Source organism: Pseudoalteromonas sp. NH0006-26, assembly GCF_057552415.1.
In genome coordinates, this window is record NZ_BAAJMJ010000004.1 from 1 (window position 1) to 25140 (window position 25140).

Annotated in this window: 23 protein-coding genes and 4 tRNA genes; 10 read left to right on the top strand and 17 right to left on the bottom strand. The window is 39.8% G+C overall.

All coding sequences use genetic code 11. The features are described 5' to 3' along the window. Positions 1 to 107 precede the first annotated feature (107 nt). The 12 genes from nth to AC27JR_RS07225 form a co-directional block, all read right to left on the bottom strand. Positions 108 to 740, bottom strand: a complete 633-nt coding sequence (gene nth / locus AC27JR_RS07170; RefSeq protein WP_055013367.1) for an endonuclease III — start codon at positions 738 to 740, stop codon at positions 108 to 110. A 45-nt stretch (positions 741 to 785) separates the two neighbouring features. Continuing rightward, positions 786 to 1484, bottom strand: a complete 699-nt coding sequence (locus tag AC27JR_RS07175; RefSeq protein ID WP_487173187.1) for an electron transport complex subunit E — start codon at positions 1482 to 1484, stop codon at positions 786 to 788. Further along, on the bottom strand, positions 1481 to 2119 hold the full coding sequence (gene rsxG, locus AC27JR_RS07180; protein ID WP_008115237.1) for an electron transport complex subunit RsxG: 639 nt from the start codon (positions 2117 to 2119) through the stop codon (positions 1481 to 1483). Before rsxG ends, AC27JR_RS07175 begins: the two co-directional genes overlap by 4 nt. Next, a complete protein-coding gene (rsxD, locus tag AC27JR_RS07185) occupies positions 2116 to 3174 on the bottom strand; it encodes an electron transport complex subunit RsxD (protein WP_008115238.1) in 1059 nt (352 codons plus the stop codon). The genes rsxG and rsxD overlap by 4 nt, the downstream gene beginning before the upstream one ends. Then, a complete protein-coding gene (gene rsxC / locus AC27JR_RS07190; protein ID WP_487173188.1) occupies positions 3171 to 5561 on the bottom strand; it encodes an electron transport complex subunit RsxC in 2391 nt (796 codons plus the stop codon). The genes rsxD and rsxC overlap by 4 nt, the downstream gene beginning before the upstream one ends. A gap of 8 nt (positions 5562 to 5569) precedes the next feature. Beyond that, positions 5570 to 6124 carry an electron transport complex subunit RsxB gene (gene rsxB / locus AC27JR_RS07195; protein WP_487173189.1) on the bottom strand — a complete coding sequence of 185 codons (555 nt, stop codon included), beginning with the start codon at positions 6122 to 6124 and terminating at the stop codon, positions 5570 to 5572. 1 nt (position 6125) lies between these two features. Next, entirely contained in the window at positions 6126 to 6707 is a 582-nt protein-coding gene (gene rsxA / locus AC27JR_RS07200) for an electron transport complex subunit RsxA (protein ID WP_008115244.1), read from the bottom strand. 244 nt (positions 6708 to 6951) lie between these two features. Next, complete coding sequence (locus AC27JR_RS07205) at positions 6952 to 8895, bottom strand: EAL domain-containing protein (protein ID WP_487173190.1); 1944 nt, start codon at positions 8893 to 8895, stop codon at positions 6952 to 6954. Positions 8896 to 9065: 170 nt separating this feature from the next. Continuing rightward, positions 9066 to 9142: transfer RNA gene (locus AC27JR_RS07210), tRNA-Asn, on the bottom strand. Between the two features lie 22 nt (positions 9143 to 9164). After that, positions 9165 to 9241: transfer RNA gene (locus AC27JR_RS07215), tRNA-Asn, on the bottom strand. A gap of 21 nt (positions 9242 to 9262) precedes the next feature. After that, positions 9263 to 9339, bottom strand: a tRNA-Asn gene (locus tag AC27JR_RS07220). A 21-nt stretch (positions 9340 to 9360) separates the two neighbouring features. Then, positions 9361 to 9437 (bottom strand) — tRNA-Asn (locus tag AC27JR_RS07225). A 1038-nt stretch (positions 9438 to 10475) separates the two neighbouring features. On the opposite strand from AC27JR_RS07225, the gene AC27JR_RS07230 reads away from it, so the two are divergent. The 5 genes from AC27JR_RS07230 (at position 10476) to AC27JR_RS07250 (ending at position 16559) form a co-directional block, all read left to right on the top strand. Beyond that, a complete protein-coding gene (locus tag AC27JR_RS07230; protein WP_487173191.1) occupies positions 10476 to 11855 on the top strand; it encodes an MATE family efflux transporter in 1380 nt (459 codons plus the stop codon). Continuing rightward, positions 11852 to 13846 (top strand): excinuclease ABC subunit UvrB, encoded by a 1995-nt coding sequence (gene uvrB / locus AC27JR_RS07235; RefSeq protein WP_008468252.1) that lies wholly within the window; start codon positions 11852 to 11854, stop codon positions 13844 to 13846. Before AC27JR_RS07230 ends, uvrB begins: the two co-directional genes overlap by 4 nt. Then, positions 13847 to 14776: a class I SAM-dependent methyltransferase gene (locus AC27JR_RS07240; protein WP_487173192.1), complete on the top strand. Its 930-nt coding sequence runs from the start codon at positions 13847 to 13849 to the stop codon at positions 14774 to 14776. Positions 14777 to 14784: 8 nt separating this feature from the next. Continuing rightward, positions 14785 to 15450, top strand: coding sequence for a tRNA (adenine(22)-N(1))-methyltransferase TrmK (locus tag AC27JR_RS07245; protein ID WP_076918485.1), 666 nt, complete (start codon positions 14785 to 14787; stop codon positions 15448 to 15450). 95 nt (positions 15451 to 15545) lie between these two features. Next, positions 15546 to 16559 (top strand): hypothetical protein, encoded by a 1014-nt coding sequence (locus AC27JR_RS07250; RefSeq protein ID WP_487173193.1) that lies wholly within the window; start codon positions 15546 to 15548, stop codon positions 16557 to 16559. Positions 16560 to 16567: 8 nt separating this feature from the next. On the opposite strand, the gene AC27JR_RS07255 is transcribed toward AC27JR_RS07250, so the two are convergent. Further along, complete coding sequence (locus AC27JR_RS07255) at positions 16568 to 16810, bottom strand: hypothetical protein (RefSeq protein ID WP_010388451.1); 243 nt, start codon at positions 16808 to 16810, stop codon at positions 16568 to 16570. A gap of 175 nt (positions 16811 to 16985) precedes the next feature. Here AC27JR_RS07255 and AC27JR_RS07260 point away from each other — a divergent pair, with 175 nt between their 5' ends. Continuing rightward, entirely contained in the window at positions 16986 to 17435 is a 450-nt protein-coding gene (locus tag AC27JR_RS07260; RefSeq protein WP_487173194.1) for a methyltransferase family protein, read from the top strand. Between the two features lie 60 nt (positions 17436 to 17495). Here AC27JR_RS07260 and queC read toward each other — a convergent pair whose 3' ends face one another. After that, a complete protein-coding gene (queC, locus tag AC27JR_RS07265) occupies positions 17496 to 18152 on the bottom strand; it encodes a 7-cyano-7-deazaguanine synthase QueC (protein WP_008110177.1) in 657 nt (218 codons plus the stop codon). A gap of 145 nt (positions 18153 to 18297) precedes the next feature. On the opposite strand from queC, the gene queE reads away from it, so the two are divergent. Beyond that, complete coding sequence (gene queE, locus AC27JR_RS07270; protein WP_487173195.1) at positions 18298 to 18963, top strand: 7-carboxy-7-deazaguanine synthase QueE; 666 nt, start codon at positions 18298 to 18300, stop codon at positions 18961 to 18963. A 602-nt stretch (positions 18964 to 19565) separates the two neighbouring features. Further along, positions 19566 to 21044 (top strand): substrate-binding periplasmic protein, encoded by a 1479-nt coding sequence (locus AC27JR_RS07275; protein ID WP_487173196.1) that lies wholly within the window; start codon positions 19566 to 19568, stop codon positions 21042 to 21044. A 124-nt stretch (positions 21045 to 21168) separates the two neighbouring features. On the opposite strand, the gene AC27JR_RS07280 is transcribed toward AC27JR_RS07275, so the two are convergent. Continuing rightward, entirely contained in the window at positions 21169 to 21615 is a 447-nt protein-coding gene (locus AC27JR_RS07280; RefSeq protein ID WP_076918489.1) for a hypothetical protein, read from the bottom strand. 249 nt (positions 21616 to 21864) lie between these two features. Between AC27JR_RS07280 and AC27JR_RS07285 the strand changes: the two genes are divergently transcribed. Next, positions 21865 to 22245 carry a BlaI/MecI/CopY family transcriptional regulator gene (locus AC27JR_RS07285; RefSeq protein ID WP_076918490.1) on the top strand — a complete coding sequence of 127 codons (381 nt, stop codon included), beginning with the start codon at positions 21865 to 21867 and terminating at the stop codon, positions 22243 to 22245. An 11-nt stretch (positions 22246 to 22256) separates the two neighbouring features. Then, positions 22257 to 23861, top strand: a complete 1605-nt coding sequence (locus AC27JR_RS07290) for a M56 family metallopeptidase (protein ID WP_487173197.1) — start codon at positions 22257 to 22259, stop codon at positions 23859 to 23861. 62 nt (positions 23862 to 23923) lie between these two features. Here AC27JR_RS07290 and bcp read toward each other — a convergent pair whose 3' ends face one another. Together bcp and AC27JR_RS07300 are read right to left on the bottom strand one after the other, a co-directional pair. Then, the gene (gene bcp, locus AC27JR_RS07295) at positions 23924 to 24403 is read right to left on the bottom strand and encodes a thioredoxin-dependent thiol peroxidase (RefSeq protein ID WP_487173198.1); all 480 of its coding nucleotides are present in this window, start codon (positions 24401 to 24403) and stop codon (positions 23924 to 23926) included. 10 nt (positions 24404 to 24413) lie between these two features. Further along, positions 24414 to 24947 carry a glycine cleavage system transcriptional repressor gene (locus AC27JR_RS07300; RefSeq protein WP_008464556.1) on the bottom strand — a complete coding sequence of 178 codons (534 nt, stop codon included), beginning with the start codon at positions 24945 to 24947 and terminating at the stop codon, positions 24414 to 24416. Positions 24948 to 25140 lie beyond the last annotated feature (193 nt).

Here is a 25140-nt window from a genome sequence, read left to right on the forward strand (position 1 = left end):
TCGTAACAGTTGGCTCGATTCCGCTTCGCTCCACATTTTAGCCAACAATTTTTTGCCCATTATTAGGGCATTACCACTGTCTGCTCATGGCACAAAGCAGGCTTTGATTACTCTGTTTTCTCTTTAAACTCACACAAGTCTTCAATAATACAGCTGCCGCATTTTGGTTTACGTGCCACGCAAGTATAACGCCCATGTAAAATAAGCCAGTGATGTACATCGACTTTAAATTCTTTGGGAATGACTTTTTCGAGTTTTTGTTCAACCGCAACCACGTCTTTACCCATGGCAAGTTTAGTACGGTTAGAAACACGGAAAATATGCGTATCTACAGCGATTGTCGGCCAGCCGAAGGCTGTATTTAATACTACGTTAGCAGTTTTACGGCCCACGCCAGGGAGGGCTTCTAGGGCTTCACGATTTTCTGGCACTTCACCGTTATGCTGATCTACCAATATTTGGCACATTTTATATACATTGGCTGCTTTTGAATTAAACAACCCAATGGTTTTTATGTAATCACGCAGCGTGTCGTGGCCAATATCTAAAATTGCTTGTGGTGTATTAGCAACCGGAAATAATTTACGAGTGGCTTTATTTACCCCAACATCGGTGGCTTGTGCTGAGAGCGTAACGGCAACTAACAACTCAAATGGGCTTGAATATTCAAGCTCCGTTTCAGGATGTGGATTGTCGTCGCGTAAGCGAGTAAGTATTTGGTGACGTTTTTCTTTATTCATGTAACTTAAAACGCATTAGCTTTATTAAGTTAATGCGTTTTCCCCTTAAGTTAAGCTAGTTACACGCGCTCTAGGGCCTTTTTCAGCTTCTAGCGGTGCGACTTGTTTTGATTTTATTTGTGCATCAATTACATTTTTAGCGGCAATCAGCAGACCAAGCCCTAAGAATGCGCCCGGTGGTAAAATGGCCAGTAAAAACTGGCTATCAAAGCTAAACACTTCAATGCGCAATATAGCAGCCCAAGGCCCGAGTAATAAGTCGGCACCATCAAATAATGTGCCTTGTCCAACCAGCTCTCGCATAGCGCCAAGTACAACCAGAACCAACATAAAGCCTAAGCCCATCATTAAGCCATCAAAGGCAGATAAGTGCACTGGATTTTTTGAGGCAAATGCTTCAGCACGGCCAATAATGGCGCAGTTGGTTACAATTAACGGAATGAAAATCCCTAAAGATTGGTAAAGGCCAAAAGTGTAAGCGTTCATTAACAGCTGTACTATTGTTACAAAACCGGCAATGATCATCACAAACACAGGTATTCTAATATCTTTAGGTACCCAGTTACGCACTATTGATACGGTAATATTAGAGCCCACTAATACCAATAAGGTTGCTAAGCCTAAACCTAGTGCATTAGTAATTGTAGAGGTAACAGCGAGTAAAGGGCATAAACCTAATAACTGTACCAAGGCGGGGTTATTTCCCCATAAGCCTTCTTTGTAAAGGGTTTTTAATTCGCTCATGGCGTTACCTCTGGGCATGCGTTTGCTGCTGTGAACAGAGCATCAAAGTTATCTTGTGCATAAAGTACCGCGTTTTTGACTGAGCCTACAACGGCACGAGGTGTAATTGTAGCGCCAGTAAACTGGTCAAACTGGCCGCCGTCTTTTTTAACGGCCCAACGATCGTCACTTTCGCTTTGTACTGTTTTTGTATTAAATGTGGTGATCCAGTCTGATTTTTTTATTTCAACTTTATCACCTAAACCTGGCGTTTCTTCATGTTTGGTTACCCTTACACCCGCAATGGTACCATCGCGATATACTGCACTGAGTAAGTTTATATCACCACTGTAGCCACTAGGGGTGACATGACGAATGACTAATGCCACAGGTTCGTTATCTTTTCGGGCACGATAAATAACTTGGTTGTCGTATGGCCCTAGTAATGGATCAGATATAATTACACAATCTTGCGATAGCTCATTGCTGTATTTAGAATGCGGCAATACTTCTTGAAGCTGATTAGTTAATTGTAATTGCTCTTGCTCTGCAATTTTATCAGCGGTAAGTGTATTAATTGTGGCAACGAGTCCCGTTGTTAGTAACGCAAACCCACACAATATTGCGCCATTTTTTACCATTGAAGAAATAATCATTTTACTGCTCCATGGCCATAGGTTCTTGGTTGTGTATAGTAATCGATAAGCGGTACCGCTATGTTTATTAGCAACACCCCAAATGCAACTGCATCAGGAAAACCACCAAAGGTGCGAATTAAATACACGATTAAACCAATTGCTGCACCATAAATAAGGCGACCTCGATTGGTGGTTGCAGCTGATACAGGATCGGTGGCGATAAAAAAGGCCCCCAGCATAGTCGCACCACTAAACAAGTGAAACACTACACCCGGCTCTGTACCTGGCGAGGCAATATAACCAATTGCTGCGCATAAGCTTAAGCTTGCAATAAAACTCACTGGTATATGCCAGTTAATTACTTTTGTTTTTAACAGGTAAAGGCCGCCGAGTAAGAAGGCTAAGTTAACCCATCCCCAACCTAGGCCAGTCCACTCATTAAATACGCTCTTTTGCATGCTCTCTGTCACCGTTAGTCCGTGAGCAATATCTGTTTTTAAGGTATCAAGTGGGGTAGCCATTGTGCTGCCGTCTATTCCTACTCGGAGCTGATCTAAGCTGTATCCTAACGTGGTAAAGTCGCTAAAGATTAAGCTTAACTGCTGGCTAAAAGTAATACCCGTATTAAGTAATTCTGTAACGGGTAACCAAGCAGTCATTTGCACAGGGAACGACACTAATAAAAGCACATAGGCTGCCATTGCAGGGTTAAATAAATTAAACCCTAAACCACCATATAGCTGTTTAACAATAACTATGGCAAACAAACACCCTATAACAATAATCCACCAAGGCGCTAAAGGCGGAATACTTATTGCCAATAACACACCGGTAAGCCATGCACTGCCATCGCTTAATGCAGGCCAAATAGGGCGCTTACGCATTAACATAACGGCTGCTTCAAACGCGCTTACACACACTAACGCTAATAATAATTGGATAAGGACACCGGTGCCAAAAAATACAACTTGTGCAATAACACCAGGAATACAAGCCGCAATCACAGTTAACATTAACCGTGTCACAGACTTGTGACTATGATTGTGGGGTGAGCTGGCCATGGTTAGTTTCATGACTGATCGTTTCCTTCTTTTTGTTGCTTTTTGGCTTTAGCACGAGCAATAGCCGCGGCTACGGCGGCTTTCTTTTTTTCTTGAGCTGTTTGTTGTGAACCTTCTGAAGGTTCATCGTTGCTTTGTGGCTCAGTGTTTTCACTTTGTTTTGCTAATTCATCAGCTTGCGCTGCTTTTTTGGCTTTAGCGCGGGCAATAGCGACTGCCACGGCGGCTTTTTTATCATCGGCGGCGACAGGCGATTCACTTATTGCGTCATCGCTTTGTGTTTGCTCAGCAGCTTGCGCTGCTTTTTTAGCTTTAGCGCGGGCAATAGCGGCTGCCACGGCAGCTTTTTTATCATCGGCAGCAACTGGAGATTCACTTGCAGTGTCATCAGCTGCTGCTTGCTCATTAGCTTGTGCTGCTTTTTTGGCTTTAGCACGGGCAATGGCTGCAGCGACGGCGGCTTTTTTATCATCGGCAGCAGCTGGAGATTCACTTGTTGTGTCATCAGTTGCTGCTTGCTCATTAGCTTGTGCTGCCTTTTTGGCTTTAGCGCGGGCAATAGCGGCAGCGACGGCAGCTTTTTTATCATCGGCAGCGACGGGTGATTCACTTGCAGTGTCATCGCTTGCTGTTTGCTCATTAGCTTGTGCTGCCTTTTTGGCTTTAGCGCGGGCAATAGCGGCTGCAACTGCTGACTTTTTGTCATCTACAGCTTCGTCATCACCATTACTTTGTGCTTTTTGCTCTTTATAAAGGCGAGCTTGCTCTTTACGGGCAGCGCGTTCTTTTGCAACTTCACTGTTATCTGGCTCAAGTTCGCCACCTTGCTTTTTAGCTTTAGCACGCGCAATTGCCGCTGCTACAGCTGATTTATTGTCACCATCGCTGGTTTTATCTTTAACGCGGGCAAGGGCATCGGCTACTTTTTGCTGTTCTTCGGTTGATTTAGCTGCTGGCTTACGTTTGTGACGATTTTTTCGCTCAGCTTGTTCTTGCTCTAAACGCGCTTTACGTGCATCAAAGCGTTCTTTAGCGCGATCAGATTTTATCTTCTCGGCAATTTGCTCTTTAATCTCAACTTTTGCAACGCGGTAGTACTGAACGAGTGGTATTTCACTTGGGCAAACATAGGCACACGCGCCACATTCAATACAATCAAATAAGTTATGTTCTTGGAGTTTGTCGTATTCTTTTGATTTAGCAAACCACTGTAACTGCTGTGGTAACAATGAAGCAGGGCACGCATCTGCACAGGCACTACAGCGAATACAGGCTTTTTCTGGGCCAGGCTCTGCTAATTCTTTATGATCTGGAGCAAGTATGCAGTTTGTTGTTTTAACAACACCAATACGAACCGTAGGTAAGGTAAAGCCCATCATAGGACCGCCCATGACCACACGTTGTTGTGGCACAGGTGAAAACCCTTGGCAATCAAGTAAGTGTTTTATCTCAGTACCTAATAGCGCCCATACATTACCTGGATTATGTATAGTATTGCCGGTAACGGTAACAACACGTTCAATTAACGGTTTACCTTCGTATACAGCTTGCTGAATCGCAAATAAAGTACCTGTGTTATGTACTAAAATGCCGATATCAGCAGGGATACCGCCGTTTGGTACTTCACGGTTAGTGAGCAGTTTTATTAGCTGTTTTTCACCGCCAGAGGGATAAACAGTAGGCACGGTTTGTATTAAAATATGCTCGTTATGCTTCGCCGCTTCTGTCATGGCTGTGATAGCCTCGGGCTTATTATCTTCAATACCAATAATACACAGGGTAGGATTGAGTAGCTGTTGCATGAGCTCAATACCTTTGACTATTTCAGCGGCGTGCTCACGCATTAAGGTATCGTCAGCCGTGATGTAAGGTTCACACTCAACCGCATTAACAATCAAAAATTCAATAGGTTGTTTAATATCAGCTTTTACATAGGTTGGGAAGCCTGCGCCGCCCATGCCAGAGATCCCCGCATTATGAATAACATCAACGAGTTCATCGTGTGATGCATTGGCTGGGTTTGCTAAAGGCGATAGTTCACACCAGGTATCTTTGCCATCGGGTTCAATAATAATGCTTAATTCAGGCAAAGCAGAAGGGTGTGCTGATGGCATAGGCGTAATATCAATAATAGTGCCTGATGTAGGTGCATGCACAGGTACCGACCAGTTAGCAGAGGGCTTTGTTAATGGTTGGCCTTTTAATACGTGCTGGCTTTTTTCTACAATTAACTTGCCGCTAGCGCCAATATGCTGCTTTAAAGGTAGAACGAGTTTTTCAGGCAAAGGAAGGCGCGCAATAGGCGCATTATTAGATAATGACTTTTGCTGCGGAGGATGTACGCCGCCAGGAAATGCCCAAACGGTGCCTTTTTTTATTTGTTCAAGTAACTTTTCCACTCAAACCTCTAATCTATTTGGGTAACAGGAATAGCGTCTAGTTGCCATTTCCAAGTTTGTTTTGTTGGTGCAACGGGTAGCATGTCAATACAATCGACCGGACAAGGTTCAACGCACAAGTCACAGCCTGTACATTCGTCAATTAGGACGGTGTGCATTTGTCGGGTTGCACCAACAATGGCATCAACAGGGCAGGCTTGAATACATTTGGTACAACCAATACATTCATCTTCGCGAATGTAGGCCACTGTTTTAACTGGCTCGGCTTGTTCGCCGCCGGCTAGAGGTTTAGCCTCAACACCCATCAAATCAGCCAACTTTTTAACTGTCGCATCACCACCGGGTGGGCACTTGTTTACTTCATCGCCATTGGCAATGGCTTCTGCATAAGGGCGACAACCAGGATAACCACATTGACCACATTGTGTTTGTGGCAAAATGGTATCGATTTGCTCTACTACAGGATTACCCTCAACTCGAAAACGTACGGCTGCAAATCCTAAAATTAATCCGAAAATTAACGCCAGTAAACCCAGCGCTATTAAAGCGTACAACAAGGTCATATTAAAACTTCACTAATCCAGTAAAACCCATAAAGGCCATTGACATTAAACCTGCCGTTATCATTGCGATTGAAGCACCTTTAAATGGAGTGGGAACATCTGCTGCGGCTAGGCGTTCGCGTAATGCCGCAAATAAAACTAAAACTAATGAAAAACCCACTGCGGCACCAAAGCCATAGACGGCAGATTGTAAAAAGGTGTGATCTTCTTTGATATTTAATAAAGCAACACCGAGTACTGCACAGTTAGTCGTTATTAAAGGTAAAAATATTCCCAATAAACGATATAGCGTTGGACTGGTTTTTCTAACAACCATTTCAGTAAATTGAACAACCACTGCAATAACTAAAATAAAGCTCATTGTTTTCAGGTAGGTGATATCTAGTGGTAATAAAATATACTCGTTTACTAAATAACTGGTCACAGAGGCAAGCGTTAGCACAAAGGTAGTTGCTAAAGACATACCTATGGCTGTATCAAGTTTTCCTGATACACCCATAAACGGGCAAAGGCCTAAAAATTGTACTAATACAAAGTTGTTAACTAACACTGTTCCAATTAATAACAAGACGTATTCTGTCATGTGTGCCTCACGCTAATAAAATCCCGTGTATTATCCTTTTTTCTACTGCGATTAACAACACGTTGAGTGATTATCAGTTAAATAAACAACGTTAAATAATGGGCTAATTGTAAAGGGTTAAATTTAAGGGAGTTTGCAATTAAAAAACTGTCAGCATTTTAACGGCTGAACAGTCATAAAAGCACACTTTAAAAAGTAAAAAAGAGCATAAATGCTCTTTTTTATTATTAAATAGGGTAATTAGTTAGATGTCTTTAGGCTTTTCAATATAGTAACCTTGGACACCATCAAGGCATAGGGTTTCTACAATATGCTTTTCTTCTTGGCTTTCAACGCCCTCTGCAAAAACACTGACGCCAATTCTATGAGCAAGGTCGACCATTAAACGCATAAAGTATTGATTGTTTTTATCGTCCTCTAAACCTCGGGTATAGCTTGCATCCATTTTAATAAAGTCTGGTTTTAAATCTCTGAAAAATTTAAATGAGGTGAGTCCGACACCAAAGCGTTCTACAGTTATTCTGGCACCAACGCGATGCACCATATCAATAAAGCGTTTGCTTGCTTTAATGTTTTGTTGAAGACCAAATTCACTCACTTCAAAAATTAACTTAGAAGCAATATGCGTATCTTTAAGTAAACGGCGCTCTAACCAAATCATAAACTGGTCGCTGTGCGCGCTAGATGGGGTAATATTTAAGCCAAAATACTTTTCAGATAAATTACTCGATTTTATTCTTTCCAAAGACGATTCTATTATTAACTTGTCAATTTCAATGGCCATATCGAGCTTTTCAGCCATTGCTAAAAATGAAGCGGTAGGCAAAGCTTGGTTTTCTTCTGTTTTGAAGCGGGCTTGAATTTCAGCATAGGCTTTAATGCTTTTGCCTAAAGGCATAATATTTTGGATCACCAAATGGACGCTTTTAGACTCAATTACTTCGTTAATCACTTTACGCCAGTTTTGGTTACCAAATCCTGCGCTCACATTATTGGATAAATCTGTATCGCGTTGTACGTGCCAAGCATTAACTTGTTTTGACTGCGCCATACTCATTGCATTATCAACAATAGAGAGCAGTTCGCCTAGTGGTTTGGCTTTTTCATAACCGACAATCCCCGTGTTTGCAACCGAGCTAAGTTCTTGGTTTTGCATGTATTGCGTAAACCGAGATTGTAGGTTTTCACCAAATCTCTCGGCTTCTTTTAGTGGGGTGTTTGGCAGTATAATTATGAAGTCAGAGCTGTTTACTCGAAATACCTGGCTGCTGGTATAGGTACCGCTAATACTTTTTATAATATCAGCAACAGCTTTAATATATTCATCGCCTTTTTGATAGCCACGGCTTTGATTAATTGACTGTAGCTCGCTACAGCGCACCAATGCCAATGAGCCAAAGGTACTCACTTCAGTGTTTTCAATATGCTTTTCATAGTAATCAACAAACATGTTGCGATTACCTAAATCAGTAATGCCATCTTTATATGCTTCGCGCTTAATAGTGTGAGCTGCGGTTTTAATATCGTCGTTTTTATTTTTTAAAAAGTACGATAAACGATTAAAACTGGGGATTAAATTTTTTCCTAATTTTTCTAATTGGCTAGAATCAAATTTAGTTGCGAAATCATCACTGAGTTGGTTTTGATTAATATATATGTCAATAACATCTGCAACGCCCATGCACACATTGGTATTAATGTGTTCAACAATAGACTTCATTAATATAACGGGGATCAACGCGAGTAGGGTGCTTATAGCAAATACAATAAAAAATGCGGTTTGAAACTGATCAGCCAAGTAAGCAATGTTTAATTTAAATTCAACTTTTATATCGGCATTATTATTAGTGGCGTACTGAGGGCGTACTGAGTTGTAGTTAGATTGAATAAGCTCAGCAATAAAAGGCAGCTTGGGTGTGTTGCTAATTGAAAACACTTCTGCGCCTTGATAATCACGTAGAGTAAAACGTGAAAATGTTTCACTGGTTGCAAGTGTGCTTTTTAAGTTATCAGCAGAAATGTCAGTTGCGGATAAGTTTTTAATGTATTGCTCAACAGTAGCTTGTGCATTTTTTTGCGCATTACCGATAGCGCTATCAAAATTTTGGCTTATAAAGTAACAGCCAGCGGTTACAAGAATCAACCAAGCCATCAGTTGTATAAAAATAAGTTTTTTAAAAGCTGCCATTGTTTAATCTTTATATGTCAAAGGGGAGGACACAACCTCATGATTATTAAACTAATTATAGCTTGATAGGTAAAGTTATCAAATAGTTAGTTTTATAAGCAAAAAGTTTTTGTTTTAAAAGAGAAATGGTAGTGCAATTTTTAGGATATGTCTATGGGAGTGTAGTAAATTGGCTCCCCCTCCCCGACTCGAACGGGGGACCTGCGGATTAACAGTCCGTCGCTCTAACCAACTGAGCTAAGGGGGAACTAAAATGTACTTTTATGACTTGGCTCCCCCTCCCCGACTCGAACGGGGGACCTGCGGATTAACAGTCCGTCGCTCTAACCAACTGAGCTAAGGGGGAACTACATCATAAACATAAACTTGGCTCCCCCTCCCCGACTCGAACGGGGGACCTGCGGATTAACAGTCCGTCGCTCTAACCAACTGAGCTAAGGGGGAATCGTTTATGGCTGAAAAACTTGGCTCCCCCTCCCCGACTCGAACGGGGGACCTGCGGATTAACAGTCCGTCGCTCTAACCAACTGAGCTAAGGGGGAAGCGTCTTGCCTTTCAACGGGGCGAAATATTAATGACCGCATAGCAAAGTGTCAACATATAAAAGATCATAAATTCAAAAAAGAGGTCTATTCGTTGTTTTTATGTGCAATCTGCGCGTTTTGTGACTCTATTTGAGTAAAGGGCAGTGATATTGTTTTATAAAAACAGCGCAATATTTGAATCAAGTGAGTAACTTTAACCAATAAAACTTACAGTAAAATTTAATAAAGCAGCTTTTAGTGATAAAAAAGTGTTCTATTTCCTGTATTTTTATAAAGTCTTAATAAACGTATTTAAAATAATTACCTCACTTTTATTTTACCTCGTTAAAGTTTGTTGAACTAAATCTAGATGAGAACCGTAATGATGTTTTGTATGTTGTTCAAAGCAGAATGGTTGCTGAACTTTCGAGAGTTTGTATAAAAACAAGGCAATCAATGGGTTGACTATTTATGCAGCATGAATGCGGTTTAGCACTAAATAAACATATAACGATGTTTTAAGTCGTTACAAAACCATTTAACGCTGTTTCCATATTGCTAACGAAAAAAATCAACCGCACTGTTAAATTTACACCGCGTTGTATCCCTTTATAAACGTGGGGTTGAATGAGTTATCCACGGTTTCTGTGGATAACTCTGTTTATGAAACTTTAAGAACATCAGCACCCCCAGCGGTGTAGGGTGCTTCAACGATTTCAAGTATTAAAAAGCTTTTTTTTTAAATATTAAAAAACAAAGACTTATGATTCAGCTTGAATAGCCATCTAAACGATAAATAAAATTTTTCGTGACGATAAAACATCATCGCTTACTGTGTAATAAAGCAACAAAACATAAAAAGTAAATGTTGCAAAAGTTATAAAGATGTATTTAATTTGGTTTTTGCTGTGTTTGTGCGAAATTTGTTTGCAACAGCATAAAAACAACAGTTTTTAGATTAAAGGTTGGTTTGATTGTTTAGATTTAATAAAGCATGGCTTGAATAGCCGAGATGCTTTAAAATATGCCGTTCAGTAAAAGAGGCTTATTTATTTTATGCGCGCACATTCTCAATCACATACTCGCCCTGATTTACTCACCGCCCCAATTTTGCCTACATTAAAAAAAATGACCGTTCCGATGATCTTTGGAATGTTCACCCTGATGATGTTCAATATTGTTGATACTTTTTTTATTAGTTTGCTTGGCACTGAGCCGCTTGCCGCGGTGAGTTTTACATTTCCTGTTACTTTTACCGTCATTAGTTTAGCGATTGGTTTAGGTATAGGGACCTCAGCAGTTATTGCAAAGGCCTTAGGGAGCAACAATATTGAAGAAGCGCGTTTTGATGCCAGTGTCTCGTTGTTGGTGGCGATAGTATTAGTATTGGTTTTATCTGCCTGTGGCTATTTATTGATTGAGCCTATATTTACCTTGCTTGGGGCTGGGGAGCAGGTGCTCCCGCTAATTCATCAGTATATTAGTATTTGGTTTTTGGGCAGTGTATTTTTAATTACTCCCATGATTGGAAACTCAGTATTGCGTGCTAGTGGTGATACAAAAACACCAAGCATTATTATGGGCGGGGCTGGGCTTATTAATGCAGTGCTCGATCCGATGCTTATTTTTGGCTTTGGTCCCATTCCCGCATTAGGCATTAAAGGGGCTGCCATTGCCAGTGTTATAGCCTGGGCAGTTGCAGTGGCAATTATTTTATACATATTAATTTTTAAAAAGCGGCTGCTTAGTTTAAAAGCTGGCAAGCAAACCGTTATTGGCGCAATCCGTAAAATTTTAAAAATTGGTTTACCTGCAGCGGGGGCTAACATGCTCACCCCAGTTGCTATGGCCGTTATGACCGCATTAGTTGCTCATCATGGTCCCGAAGCCGTGGCTGCTTTTGGAGTAGGGAGTCGAATAGAATCAATAGCGAGTTTAGTGGTATTAGCTTTGTCGATGACATTGCCACCTTTTATCAGCCAAAACTTTGGAGCGAGTCATTTTTCTCGTGTAAAAGATGCCTACCTAGGTACGCTCAAGTTTGTAATGTTGTGGCAGTTCATTATTTATATTGTATTAATTATTTTTTCAGGCGTTATTAGTGAAATATTTGGTAAAGAGCAAGCGGTTGTTGATGTCATCAAACTGTTTATTTATACCATTCCTCTAAGTTATGGCTTACAAGGAGTGATCATTTTATCAAACTCCTCGTTTAACGCTTTACACAAACCCATGAAAGCCTTAGTTTTGAGCGTCATTCGATTGTTTGTTTTTTATATTCCCTTTGCGTATATCGGAAACGAACTCGCAGGCTTAATCGGCTTGTTTATTGGCGCGGCCATTGGTAATTTATTCACAGCCCTTGTAGCCTACAAGTGGTTTATGAAAGAAATTGAAGCGTTAAGCAGTCAAGCATTACAGGAGTGTAGTCATTGAGCGATCATTTTCAGCTAGTATCAAAATTTAAACCCGCAGGGGATCAACCAACCGCTATTGCTCAATTGTGTGAAGGCTTAGAAGCCGGACTTGCTCAGCAAACATTATTAGGCGCAACGGGTACCGGTAAAACATTCACTATGGCTAACATTATTAGTGATTTAAACCGACCTACTATTATTATGGCACACAATAAAACTCTAGCGGCGCAATTGTACGGCGAGATGAAAGAGTTTTTTCCACACAATGCGGTTGAATACTTTGTATCTTACTACGATTACTACCAACCTGAAGCCTATGTGGTAGCCAGCGACACCTTTATCGAAAAAGACGCATCTATTAATGAGCACATAGAGCAAATGCGACTCAGTGCCACTAAAGCGCTTTTAGAGCGACGCGATACCATTATTGTTGCCTCAGTATCGGCAATTTATGGTTTGGGCGATCCTGATTCATACATGAAAATGATGCTGCTCTTAAAAGTAGGTGAAAAGGTCGACCAACGAGATATGCTGCGCCGTCTTGCAGAGCTACAATATACGCGAAATGATATTGACTTTAGTCGTGGTACATACCGCGTACGTGGTGAAGTGGTTGATATATTCCCCGCTGAATCAGACACCTATGCAGTGCGTGTAGAGATGTTTGATGACGAAGTTGAACGCCTAAGTATTTTTGACCCCTTAACCGGTGCGGTAGAAAAACACATAGTGCGTGCCACTATTTATCCTAAAACTCACTATGTAACGCCACGAGAAAAAATTCTCGAAGCTATCGAAAAAATTAAAGCCGAACTTAAAGAGCGCAGAGCACAATTACTTAGCGCTAATAAGTTAGTAGAAGAACAACGCATAGCTCAGCGTACCCAATACGATATAGAAATGATGACCGAGCTTGGTTATTGCTCTGGTATTGAAAACTACAGCCGTTATTTATCGGGGCGTACACCTGGCGACCCACCGCCAACATTACTGGACTATTTACCTGACGACGCATTAATGATTATTGATGAATCGCACGTAACCGTCTCGCAAATTGGCGCCATGTATAAAGGCGATAGAAGCCGTAAAGAAAACCTCGTTGAATACGGTTTTAGAATGCCCTCAGCTATGGATAACAGGCCACTGCGTTTTGAAGAATTTGAGGCCATTGCACCACAAACCATTTATGTATCGGCCACCCCGGGTGACTTTGAATTAGAGCGCAGCAACGGCGAAGTTGCAGAGCAGGTTATTCGTCCAACTGGCTTACTTGATCCCGTTATTGAAGTGCGCCCGGTAGGCGATCAGGTTGATGACTTACTCTCAGAAATTTACAAATGTGTTGAATTAAAAGAGCGTGTGCTGGTAACTACGCTTACTAAACGCATGGCTGAAGATTTAACTGACTACTTGAGTGAGCACAATGTAAAAGTACGTTATTTACATTCTGATATTGATACCGTAGAGCGAGTAGAGATTATTCGTGATTTACGTGCCGGTGTATTTGATGTGTTAGTAGGCATTAACTTACTACGTGAAGGCTTAGACATGCCAGAAGTGGCACTAGTGGCTATTTTAGATGCCGATAAAGAAGGCTTTTTACGCTCAGCACGCTCACTTATTCAAACGATAGGCCGTGCGGCGCGCCACCTTGATGGTCGTGCCATTTTATACGGTGACAGAGTGACTAAATCGATGGCTAAAGCCATTGAGGAAACTGACCGACGCCGAGAAATACAGCATGCTTATAATGTTAAGCATGGTATTGAACCTAGTGCATTAGTTAAAAAGATACTTGATGTAATGGATGTAGGCCAAGATGCTTCACCGCAAGACAACCTACAGCTTATTCGTAAAGAATCTAAAAAAATCCTCAGTGCTAAAGAAATTGCAACGCAAATTAAGCAGTTAGAAACCAAAATGCATGCGTATGCCAGCGATTTAGAATTTGAAAAAGCCGCCTCAGTGCGCGACGAAATACATGAACTACAACAACAGTTGATTAATTAAATGACAACCGATTTTACTCCACTTATAAATGCTTTGGCAGACACGCCTTTTTCCGATAACGAGCTTTGCCGCGTATTTCATGGACGCGGCCACAGTGTTGAAGCGCTTAGCCATATTAACTTAGACTTTTATCCACCGAGTTTGTTTTTGGTGTCATACAGTGAAATTGATGAGGCAACACTCACTACGCTTACCGATACGTTATGGCAGTGGGCACAACAACATCATCCAGAGCTAATTACTGCATTGGTGTATCAGCAGCGAGCTGGGCTACAAAGCCATAACACCCTTGTTCACGGTCAACTGCCAGTTCGTCATAGCGTAGCCGAAAATGGGGTGCGTTTTTTGGTTGATTTAATGAGTAAGCAAAACACCGGTATTTTTCCTGATATGCGAAAAGGCCGTGAGTTTGTCATGCAAAATAGTAAGCACGCCAAAGTACTTAATTTGTTTTCTTATACCTGTGGTTTTTCGGTTGCGGCTATGCACGGTGGTGCAGATCATGTGATGAACATGGATATGAGCAAAGGTGTGTTAAAAGTGGGTAAGCAAAACCACCAACTCAATAATGTCGATCGTGGGGTCAGTTTTTTACCGCACGATATTTTAAAGTCGTTTGGTAAGCTAAAAAAAGCCGCACCGTTTGATTTAATTATTGTTGATCCGCCCAGTTTTCAAAAAGGCAGTTTTATTTTAACCAAAGACTATCAAAAAGTGCTGCGCAGACTTCCTGAGCTTTTAAACGATACTACACAGCTATTGCTATGCGCTAATAGCCCTGAGCTTACAGAAAACGATTTTAAAGCACTTATTGAAGAGCATACTCAAGGTGCTATTGAGTTTGTTAAACGCCTAGAACCTACCGATCGCTTTATTGAAATTGATAGCGACAAAAGCTTAAAAGCATTGGTGTACAAAACAAAAACATAGTGAGTTAAATGAAACTGAGTAAACGTTTAAACGCCATTAATTCATTAATTACACAGCCTCTCGATATTATTTGGGATTGTTGCTGCGATCATGGCTTTTTAGGTATGGCATTACTTGAGCGCGGCATAGCCAAACAAATAAACTTTGTTGATATTATTCCACAGTTAATGGAAGCGCTTGAGCAGTCGCTGCAACAATTTGAGCAAGGAAAGTCTTTGCCTTCATGGCAAGTGCGCTGCGAAGATGTTGCGCAAATTAAACTGCCAACAGATGCCAAGCAAGTAATCGTTATTGCTGGAGTGGGGGGCGATTTATGCTTAAAGCTAATTGAGCAAATTATTGCTAATAATCCGCACAGCCTTAAACAACTAAGTTTTATTATTTGCCCTATTATGCACCTCTATAAAGTACGTGCGGGTTTAAAAGCCTGTAATTTGCAGCTCGATAGCGAGCAAATTATTGTTGAAAACAAGCGTTTTTACGAAGTGCTACAAGTCAGTTTTAATGCCACCGGCACTATTACTAAAACGGGGGCTCATATGTGGGATAAACATAACCCTCAACACCATCAATATCAGCAGCAATTGCTTGACCATTATACTCGAATGCTCAATAAAGATAGACTTTACTATCAAAAAGTTATAACGGAGTATCAACATGTATTCGAACGCTAAATACTACTAATAAGTGTGATCGCTTTTAATGATTAACTACGTAAAGTGCTTCATAGTTAATATCTTGCCGTTGGGCAGATTTATTTGGTTTATATATGTCAGATAACAATATAAAAATTGAGTCATTATTGGGCGATGGGCAAAAATGGCAACACAGCTACGAGCAACCGATTTCGTATGCGCCCTTAGTACAACTGGCTAATAAAAATTGGATTGTTCCGCAGCATTTTTTGCGTTACAAGCACACATTAGCGAGTGTTAATGAAGTGCTTAACGACATTAGCTTTTCTAACCACTTTAGTGTGTTAGCGGCAGAAAAAAACAGTGATATTTATCTGCAAGTAGCAGTGCTTAGCCCCGACAATTACCGTGCTGATAATAAAGCAAAAAAACTATTGTTTGGTCGCCGTTGGCCAGTAGAGCAAAACTTACCTACTTCTGAGCTTATTCAAACCGCATTCTTAGCGTTAAAAGTGGCGCGTGAACATGAGGTTAGAGAGCTTTTCCAGCTGCAGCATCAAGAGGCAACCAGCACGCCGTTTAATAATCATCATGACTTACCCGTTATGGCACAAAACCCTGACTTAGTAACAAGCGGTTCAATTGAAACCACATCTTTGGCGACAATAATTACGCGTTTGGTATTTGCTGATGCACCGGTCACTTTAATGAGCCATCAGAGTATTGCGACGGGTGAGCAGCTTTACACGGTAAAGCTTAATTGCGAAGACTGTCAGCTAAGTGAGTTTAACCACACGCAGTTGTCTTTTTTAGCCAGTGACAGTTCACCAAATAGTTTTTTACACAGTTTTATTAATGCGTTGGTTAATACCAGTAATGAGTATGTAAACGAGCATTTTAAATACCAAGGTTTTGCGCGCTTTAGTAAGCATGTGCGTGCGGAGCGAGTAGGTGAGTTAAGTGTCTCTATGCGTTCGCCAAGTTCAGTTAGTTTGTGCTCAATGGGTAAACAAGAGGCGAATCAGTTAAATTTTGAGATAGACAGTGGCCGAGCGCCACAAGGATGTGGTCAAGCAATTGGTGGTTTTTTAGCTGCCCATGGCATTGAGCAGCCTGAAAACGCACATTTATACCCAAATTACTTGTAACGTATACATTAAAGTTTGTTTATTTCTTGTTTTACGTTGTAGCTTGAGTCGGTAACAATGGCTTCAAGTGTTTGTACTCGTTGTTTAAGTTCACTCACTTGAGCGGTTACCTCAGCTAGTTGTTTGTGTGCGTCTTGGTTGTTGTCCTGTACTTTATGTTTAAATTCAAGGTGCTTTTTATACATATCGTAAATAACTCCCGAACCTACAGAAATAAGTACAATGAGAACTATCATTGTTGTGCCAGACATAATTACTTCCTTTAACTTTTATTTAAGCTTAAATTATAACCATAATCAAGCGCCGATAAAGCCAATAAATTGTAACTTTATTTGTATTTATAAATACTTGAAAAGCCATTGTTATTTTTTGTGTTGCCACAATATAATAATTAAGCTGATTTTTTAATCGATACAAGGAATAGGTATGCTCAACAATAAAGTTCCACCTTTGGTGGTCATGGTGTTTTTTGCCGCTATTATGGCGCTAATCGCTCACTACACGGTAATTGACTTTACCGCATTTATTATTTATCTCGCGCTCGCACTCGTCGCTACGGGGTGTATATTTTGTATTGCTGGGGTCGTGAGTTTTCGGTTGGCTAAAACCACAGTCCTCCCCAACAAACCTGAAGAAGCCTCAAGATTAGTTACATCAGGTGTGTATAAACTTTCTCGTAATCCAATGTACTTAGGTTTTGCGTTTATATTAGCAGGCTGGGGCGTGTGGTTGGGTTCAATGTGGGCTTTTTTAGGTGTAGCAGGGTTTATTGCTTACATTACCCTATTTCAAATAATCCCAGAGGAACGGGCGCTCCACAAATTATTTGGTGAGCAATTTGACGATTATAAATCACGGGTAAAACGCTGGCTTTAACGTTTTATCGTAACAAAAAAGGCTACCCTTGGTAGCCCTTTCGTGTATTAGCTTTAAATTTTACTCATATTCAAGCGGATCAGTCACGTTATTAAGTTCAAAGGCTTCTAAACGTTCTTGGCAGGCACCACACTTACCACACGCTTTGTCGCGGCCGTTATAACAGGTCCATGTTTGGCTGTAGTCTAATCCCATTTTAATACCATCGGTTAAAATATCGATTTTAGTATTGTTTAAATACGGGCTAAAAATTTCTACTGCATCGTAATTCGCTATACGACACACATCATCCATCTTTTTAACAAACTCAGGGCGGCAATCTGGGTAAATTGCATGATCGCCTGAATGCGCGCCGTAATATACTTTGCTCGCTTTAAGCGATACCGCGTAACCTACTGCTAAGGAAAGTAAAATCATATTGCGATTAGGCACAATGGTGCTTTTCATGCTTTCTTCTTCGTAATGGCCTTCTGGCACATCAATATCGTCTGTTAACGACGAACCACCAATAAGCTGATTGATCGCTGATATATCAACAATTTTGTGCGGGACATTTAGCTTTTCACATACGTTGGCGGCTACTTTAAGTTCTTTAACATGACGCTGACCATAATCAAACGAGAGGGCATAAACATCATGGCCTTGTTGCAGGGCTTTATTTAATACAGTAAATGAGTCCATACCGCCGGAATAAATAACAACTACTTTTTGCGTCATACGTGGTTTGCTCTTTAGTTTTGATAGAGGTTTATATCAGGGCGCGATATACTACACGGCCAAGGCATAAATGACAATTTTTGCACCGTGCTTTGTGATTCTTAATAGTAACAATTTTGCCGTCAGGTTGTAAGTGAGATTTCTTTTGTACAAAATTAATGAAGTGTTTGAAACCATTCAAGGTGAAGCGAGTTTTACTGGTACGCCGTCTATATTTTTACGCCTGCAAGGTTGCCCTGTGGGATGTTCGTGGTGTGACACAAAACAAACCTGGGATGTTGATAACGTATATAAAGTATCACTTGATGACACGATAGAAAAAAAAGCCGACTCAGATCATTGGGCTGAGGCCAGTGCCTCGCAAGTACTGGAGTTATTTAAATCCCGTGGCTACACCGCTAAGCATGTTGTGATCACTGGTGGCGAACCCTGCATGTACGATTTAAACCCAGTGTGTAATTTATTGCATGATCATGGTTTTAGCACACAAATAGAAACCAGCGGCACCTTTGAAATACTCGCTCCTGCACAAACGTGGGTTACGGTATCGCCAAAAATTAATATGCGTGGTGGCTATAAAGTACTCAGTAGTGCTATGCAACGCGCTGATGAAATTAAACACCCAGTTGCTATGCAAAAACACGTAGAAGAGCTGGAAGAGTTATTTACTGCCACCGGTGTAAACCCAAAACTGGTATATCTACAGCCAATAAGCCAAAAAGCATCGGCAACTAAATTAGCCATTGATACCTGTATCGCCAAAAACTGGCGCTTATCAATTCAAGTACATAAGTATTTGGGTATTAGTTAAAGAGCAAGCGCAGCCGCAAGTGGTTAGCTATAAGCTGCTCGGCGTTAAGTTATCTTAAGTTAGGTTGAGTGCAGCGAAACCTAACAGCACAACTCTATTGCTCACTCTTTCCAAGCACTCTTTATATCAAGCACCACACCTGCTTATTCAAACATGTAGGTCGGATAAGCGAAGCGCAATCCGACAAGCTTAATTAATTTCTTCTTCGCAGTGATAGCACTTATTTGTGGGCAGGCGATAGTTTGTAGCTGATTGTATTACTTGGTTTTTTCTACAATTTGGGCAAAAGTAATTAATAACAATTACAATCAGCGCGATTGCAAAAACAAAACTGCCAATATAAAACGGGTTTGTATAAAACTGGCTACTCGCTGGTGAAAATATAAAGCCAACAACACATATAATCAAAGTGACTAAATACACTCTAAACTTAATTGCCTTACTCAAAATTAAGCTCTCCTATTTTTTTATCTTTTTGTATCAAACAGACTGGTATTTAGCCACTTAATTTTAAACAAAGAAATCTTATTAAACTACTAAACTAACACCTAAGTTTGCAAAGTGCACTGGTGGTGCATATATTAAGCTAAGTGATTGGGGGAATGCGCTTGGCTAAATACTTACTACTGTTGATTGTTTTTTCTTATGTTTGTATAAACTCGGCTTTTGCAAGTGTAAAAGTTGGCGTAACTCATTGGGTTGATTACACCAATCCGGATGAAACAGGTGTTTATATTGAGCTACTCAAAGAAGTTTATGCAGATGAACAGCTCGAGTTTGATTTTAGTACTTACAAACGAATTACCAATTTATTTGAACAAAAACAGTATGACTTCGTGATTGGTGTTGCTAAAGAAGATATCCCCTTAGCTTATTATCCTCATTGGTATTTAGATTATGATTATCCAATTAATGCCTATTTTTTAAATTCTACTCATAACTTTAATAAGTTATCTGATTTAAACAATAAAGTATTAAGCTGGTTTGATGGCTATAACTTTGATAAATATATTGAGTATAAACACGATTATTACCCGATATCGGCTATTGATAAAGCCATGGATTTGCTACTAAATAAACGCATCGACGCTTTCGTTGATTTTGACTACAACATCCCACAAGAATACAAATCAAAATTAAGTTATGTGGAAGTGGTGCCGGCAAGGCCTATTTATTTGGCTTTTTCAAATAGTAAAAAAGGTAAAGCATTGGCGAAAAAATTTGACCAAGCAATGCCAAAATTAAAATCCTCAGGACGGTTAAAGCAATTATATAAATCAGATTATAAAAATACGCGATTTGAAAATTTTGACGCAAATAAAATAAAAGTTGTACTGAGCACTAATGATGAATCTTTACTTAGGTTCAATTCAGCAAACAACGCAAAGTCACTAGATGCAAAGCTTTACACGCTTATTTTGGCTGCAATGAGTGACTATAGAATTGAGTTTGTAAAAGCGCCAGATACTGATAACGAGGTACAGTATGGTAGCAATCATTGCTATGCCAATAAAATTAACACTCCAGAACGAGCACAGCGTTATTTAATATCGAAGCCATTTTCTTTGTATCTTGCGCCTCGGTTATATTCTCCTAAAGACTTGAGTCAATTTAATAATACAAACATGTTAAACGAGCTTATAGCCCGCAGTGGCTTAACATTGGGTTTGTCAAAGCTTAGAGTATTTCCTGAGGATATTATGTCGCGTATTGACGATGTTGACGAATCTAAAATTAAAGGCGCAGCCATTAATACTTTTTCTAGGTTAGAGCAATTAGCTAGGTTAAAAGAGTTTGACGCTTCTATTGAATACCCAAGTGATATTGCGACGTATTGGCATGAGATCACACATGCTGACATTCACTCCTTTGACTTGAAATTAAAAACACCGTTTACTGTTGGGCATTTAATGTGTCAACGAAGTGAAGACAATATTCGCTTCATGCTTGATTTTAATCACTCGGTTTCAACGTTAATTCAAAGTGATGAATACAAATCGCTTATATATCAATATGCAGCTGATTTACCTTTGGCACAGTTTAATAAAATCTATAAGCAAGCATTGTTAGATGCATATTGAAAGCGTTCGCATAACGTGTCTTTTTACCAGTTAGCGTATACTTAATTCTTATAAAACAATAAGTGCTTGGAAAAAAGTGCTTTAATAAAACCGGTTATATAAAGCTAAATACTTGATGTAAAAATTAAACCATGGCGCTGACAAGTGCGCCAGCATCAGTAACACCAGCGTCTTTCATTGCTTGGCTAATTGTTTGCACCAGCGTAACTATTTGCGACTGTATTGTTGAAACGATATTAGCTTGTGCTTCAATTTGTGCCTTTAGCACCTCGTCTTCTTGGTCCGATTGAGCTTGTAATTGAGTGAGTTGCTCTTTTTGTTCTTCAAGTCGCTGTTTGAGCTCTTTAAGTTGCTCTATCATTTTTGCAATATACTCTGGCATCTCTGAATTTGTGGCTTTTTCAACGTTTTGATCAGCACCTTTTGAGGAGAGTTTATTGCGCTCTTTGTCTGATAACTGATAATCAGCGTTGTCCTGATTTTTTGTAGGCTCTTTTGTTTGTTGCGCCATATTAGCTTTATCGGCTGTAATTTTAACGTCAAAGGCTGATTGTTTATTTAGCTGTATCATTGCGTATTATCCATAATGTTATACGTTACTAATTTAGCTATCGGCCACGAGGCTAAAGGGCTAAAGCAAGAAATACAAAAAATGACATCTCATTATATATGTTCACTTTGATAATGATGCCTTGTAACGCTTATGTATTTACCCACCTCTAAATTTATTTTCTTATTTTAAAATTTATATTGACACACTGAACGCTTATTACTACATTTGTAATAGTTGAAAACTACAGTTGTAGTAATAGAGGTTAAAATGAAACTTAGTGAATTTGAATTAGATATTATGCAGCTGCTTTGGCAGCACGAACCTTGTACTGCTAGCCAGTTACATAAAGCACTACTTGCTGATACACAAAAAGATAAGCAAGTAGCTTACACCACAGTGAAAACAATTGTTGATAGATTAGAGCAAAAACAAGCGATAGCTCGCTGCGGACAAGAGGGTAGAGCGATTGTATTTAAATCAGTGATCACTCAAAACGCATTTTCAGCACAGGTAATGCCTAGCTTTATGCAGCGTTTTTTTAAAGGTAACTCACGCAGCTTAATTGCTCATTTTATTAAAGAAGAAAAGCTGAATGACGAAGATATTGAGTACCTACAATCGTTATTGAAAAATAAAAAGCAAGATTAAAGGAGAAGGCTATGATGGATTATTTTGTAACTTGCACAATTATTAGCGTGTTTTGTTTGCTTGCATCTTTAGGGATGAAAAGCGCCCCTTCACGATTAAATTTTTACGTAATAATGCTGGCTTTAATAGCGTGGTTTGTTCCTTGGCAATACCTTTCTCAATTGCCATTATTTGAAAGTACATCGCAATATACTGTTAATGTTGCTGAGTTTAGTTTTTTAAATACGTTAATAGTCCCTTCCAGTGAGCAGGCCACAACATCAGAAAGTAGCATTATTACTTCGGTGAGTTGGTTACCATCATTAAAGCATATTTTGACTGTATTGCTGCTTAGCGGAATCGGCTTGTTTATATTACGTATCATGCTGTACGTAAAATTAGTGAAAAAGTTACAAGTTAATTCAAGTCTATACAAAACCTCAAAACGTTCAAACGGTATCTATCCAATTAGATTCACCTCAATTGGCGGGCCTGCTTTTGCAACAGGGATAGTCAATCCTGTTATTTGGCTTACTCCTGAGATGGAAAATCGAAAAGAATTAAACTCTGTTATTGAGCACGAATTAACGCACTTACAACAAGGTGATATTTATTGGACGTGGCTAATTTGCTTTATAGAAAGTGTTTTTTGGTGGAACCCAATATGCTCAAAACTAGCGCGTTTGGCAAAAGAGCAGTTAGAGCTTAGTTGTGACGAAAAATGTATGCGTAAACTCAAAGGTAAGTATCAGTTAGATTTAGCCAGTTTGTTACTCTCTGAGCATGAAAAAAAATCTAAATATAGCTTTTTCACTCCCCCTCTTTTGAATATTGAACACTCAAAGAGTTTTAACGTTCAGAGGATTAAAATGTTAAACAAGGAAAAAACAATGAAAAGTAAACATATAGTCATGGCTTTGGCTGCACTGTCTTTTAGCGCGTTGGCAGCAGCACAAATTGTTGATGAAAATCCAAAGGATGAACAACATAGTGCGCAAAAACAGCCCGTAGCTAGTAATCAGTATAACCAACAGTTAGCGCAACTTTTAGAGGTAGCTGGTGATGCAAAAAGTGAGCAACCCACACAACTAATACAAACGGCAAAAAATATTCAAAAATGGTATGCAAATAGAGATGTGCTATCAGGTTTTGAAGAGGGAAAAATTAAATTAGAAAGTTATACTTTACTCGTCCATGTTTTTTCTAAACTTGAACAATATGAAGATATCTTAAGTGCTTACGAAACATGGTATCCAGCAGGAAGCAACCCGCCATATTTTACGAAAAACTCGCTTGCTAATGCCTACATACAACTAGGTCGTTATGAACTGGCTATAGCTGAATTAGAGGGGTTGTCTAGAGAGCTTGACGGTAACTTACACGAAGGTTCTGCTGGAAACTTAGCATTAGCTTATATTTATGCAGCAGATTACGACAATGCATTAAATACACTGCAACTAGATAGTTTAAAGGGAAGTGCTTATGGTGATGTTTTAAAATACTACATTTACGATCAGCAAAATAATCAAATAAAAATGGCTGAATTGAAAGGACGTTTACCAGCAGCCTTTGCGGTAACACCGGCTCTACTTCCTCGAGTAGGTATTCCACAATCACCGTTATTAGCTAAATTATAAATAAGCAAATACAAAAAAGCGTTGCCCTTGAGCAACGCTTTTATTCTTATCTTGTTTAGCCTTTATTCAGCAGCTAAATAGTCCAACACCACTTGGTGGTGATCTTTGGTTTTAAACTTATCAAATAAGTGTTTAATTTTACCGTCTTGGCCTACTAAAAAAGTGAGGCGGTGAATACCATCGTACTCTTTGCCCATAAATTTTTTGTAGCCCCACACCCCAAATGCCTCAGCAATGGCATGATCTTCGTCAGAAAGTAGGTCAAAGTTAAGCTCTTTTTTAGTTTCAAAGTTTTTAAGGCGCTTAATTGGGTCTGGGCTTATGCCAACTACATGGGTGTTAAATTTAGCAAGCTCGGCTTGTTGATCACGCAGGTTTTCGGCTTGTACGGTACAGCCAGGCGTTGATGCTTTAGGGTAAAAGTATACCAGTACTTGTTTTTCTTTTAATAACTCGCTGAGCACAACGGTTTCGTCATTTTGGTTTTGTAAGCTAAAAACTGGTGCCGTGTCGCCACTTTGTAATGGGGTAATTTTGTTCATGTTAAACTCCTTAGCGGATACGTCGAAAGATGTAATCTACGTTTAAAACGTGCGAAAGGTTTTCAAAGCTAATTTTAAATTGGTCAATGTCAACGTCAACGGGAATATTAAATTCAAGTTCACATCGCATTTTAAGTTCAGTTTCTTCTTCGTAGGTATCTGACTTTAATGAGCAAATGTTAATATTATTATCTGCAAAAAAGCGCGTTACTTTACTCAAGGTACCAGGGGTGTCTATGCCGGTATATTCTAAGGTATAGCCTGCACAAAACTCGCTTTGATTATGGCTTGAAGTGCGTTTCATCATAGTGAGCAGGCCAAGCTCCATACCTTTGGTAGGCAGTGTATGCTCAATACGGCTAATGGCTGACATATCACCGCTAAGTAACATAATAAAAGTAAGTTCGTTGCCTAAAATAGCAATACGGCTATCTATTATATTACAGTGGCAATCACTGACGAGTTGCGTAAGCTCACTAACGATGCCCGATCTATCTTCGCCAATTGCGGTTAAAACAATTTGATGATTTGAAAATGCAGTCATGGGTTTTAAAGTACCTAAGTTACTTGGATGATAACAACCGACTTGGCAACAAAAAATAAACACGTAGCGTTGCACGGCGGCAAAGTTTAACACAAAACCTGCGCTAAACTACAGTGACGGTTAATTTTAGGCGGTTAATAGTGCAGTGTTTCTTGTTTTTACAAGCTTGTGAAAGTACCATAGCAAAAATGTG

Bases quoted from the DNA above. Each gene is read 5' to 3' on its own strand.
- nth (WP_055013367.1), bottom strand. From the start codon at position 740: ATGAATAAAGAAAAACGTCACCAAATACTTACTCGCTTACGCGACGAC.
- AC27JR_RS07175 (WP_487173187.1), bottom strand. From the start codon at position 1,484: ATGAGCGAATTAAAAACCCTTTACAAAGAAGGCTTATGGGGAAATAAC.
- rsxG (WP_008115237.1), bottom strand. From the start codon at position 2,119: ATGATTATTTCTTCAATGGTAAAAAATGGCGCAATATTGTGTGGGTTT.
- rsxD (WP_008115238.1), bottom strand. From the start codon at position 3,174: ATGAAACTAACCATGGCCAGCTCACCCCACAATCATAGTCACAAGTCT.
- rsxB (WP_487173189.1), bottom strand. From the start codon at position 6,124: ATGACCTTGTTGTACGCTTTAATAGCGCTGGGTTTACTGGCGTTAATT.
- rsxA (WP_008115244.1), bottom strand. From the start codon at position 6,707: ATGACAGAATACGTCTTGTTATTAATTGGAACAGTGTTAGTTAACAAC.
- AC27JR_RS07205 (WP_487173190.1), bottom strand. From the start codon at position 8,895: ATGGCAGCTTTTAAAAAACTTATTTTTATACAACTGATGGCTTGGTTG.
- AC27JR_RS07230 (WP_487173191.1), top strand. From the start codon at position 10,476: ATGCGCGCACATTCTCAATCACATACTCGCCCTGATTTACTCACCGCC.
- AC27JR_RS07240 (WP_487173192.1), top strand. From the start codon at position 13,847: ATGACAACCGATTTTACTCCACTTATAAATGCTTTGGCAGACACGCCT.
- AC27JR_RS07245 (WP_076918485.1), top strand. From the start codon at position 14,785: ATGAAACTGAGTAAACGTTTAAACGCCATTAATTCATTAATTACACAG.
- AC27JR_RS07250 (WP_487173193.1), top strand. From the start codon at position 15,546: ATGTCAGATAACAATATAAAAATTGAGTCATTATTGGGCGATGGGCAA.
- AC27JR_RS07255 (WP_010388451.1), bottom strand. From the start codon at position 16,810: ATGTCTGGCACAACAATGATAGTTCTCATTGTACTTATTTCTGTAGGT.
- AC27JR_RS07260 (WP_487173194.1), top strand. From the start codon at position 16,986: ATGCTCAACAATAAAGTTCCACCTTTGGTGGTCATGGTGTTTTTTGCC.
- queC (WP_008110177.1), bottom strand. From the start codon at position 18,152: ATGACGCAAAAAGTAGTTGTTATTTATTCCGGCGGTATGGACTCATTT.
- AC27JR_RS07275 (WP_487173196.1), top strand. From the start codon at position 19,566: ATGCGCTTGGCTAAATACTTACTACTGTTGATTGTTTTTTCTTATGTT.
- AC27JR_RS07280 (WP_076918489.1), bottom strand. From the start codon at position 21,615: ATGATACAGCTAAATAAACAATCAGCCTTTGACGTTAAAATTACAGCC.
- AC27JR_RS07285 (WP_076918490.1), top strand. From the start codon at position 21,865: ATGAAACTTAGTGAATTTGAATTAGATATTATGCAGCTGCTTTGGCAG.
- AC27JR_RS07290 (WP_487173197.1), top strand. From the start codon at position 22,257: ATGATGGATTATTTTGTAACTTGCACAATTATTAGCGTGTTTTGTTTG.
- bcp (WP_487173198.1), bottom strand. From the start codon at position 24,403: ATGAACAAAATTACCCCATTACAAAGTGGCGACACGGCACCAGTTTTT.
- AC27JR_RS07300 (WP_008464556.1), bottom strand. From the start codon at position 24,947: ATGACTGCATTTTCAAATCATCAAATTGTTTTAACCGCAATTGGCGAA.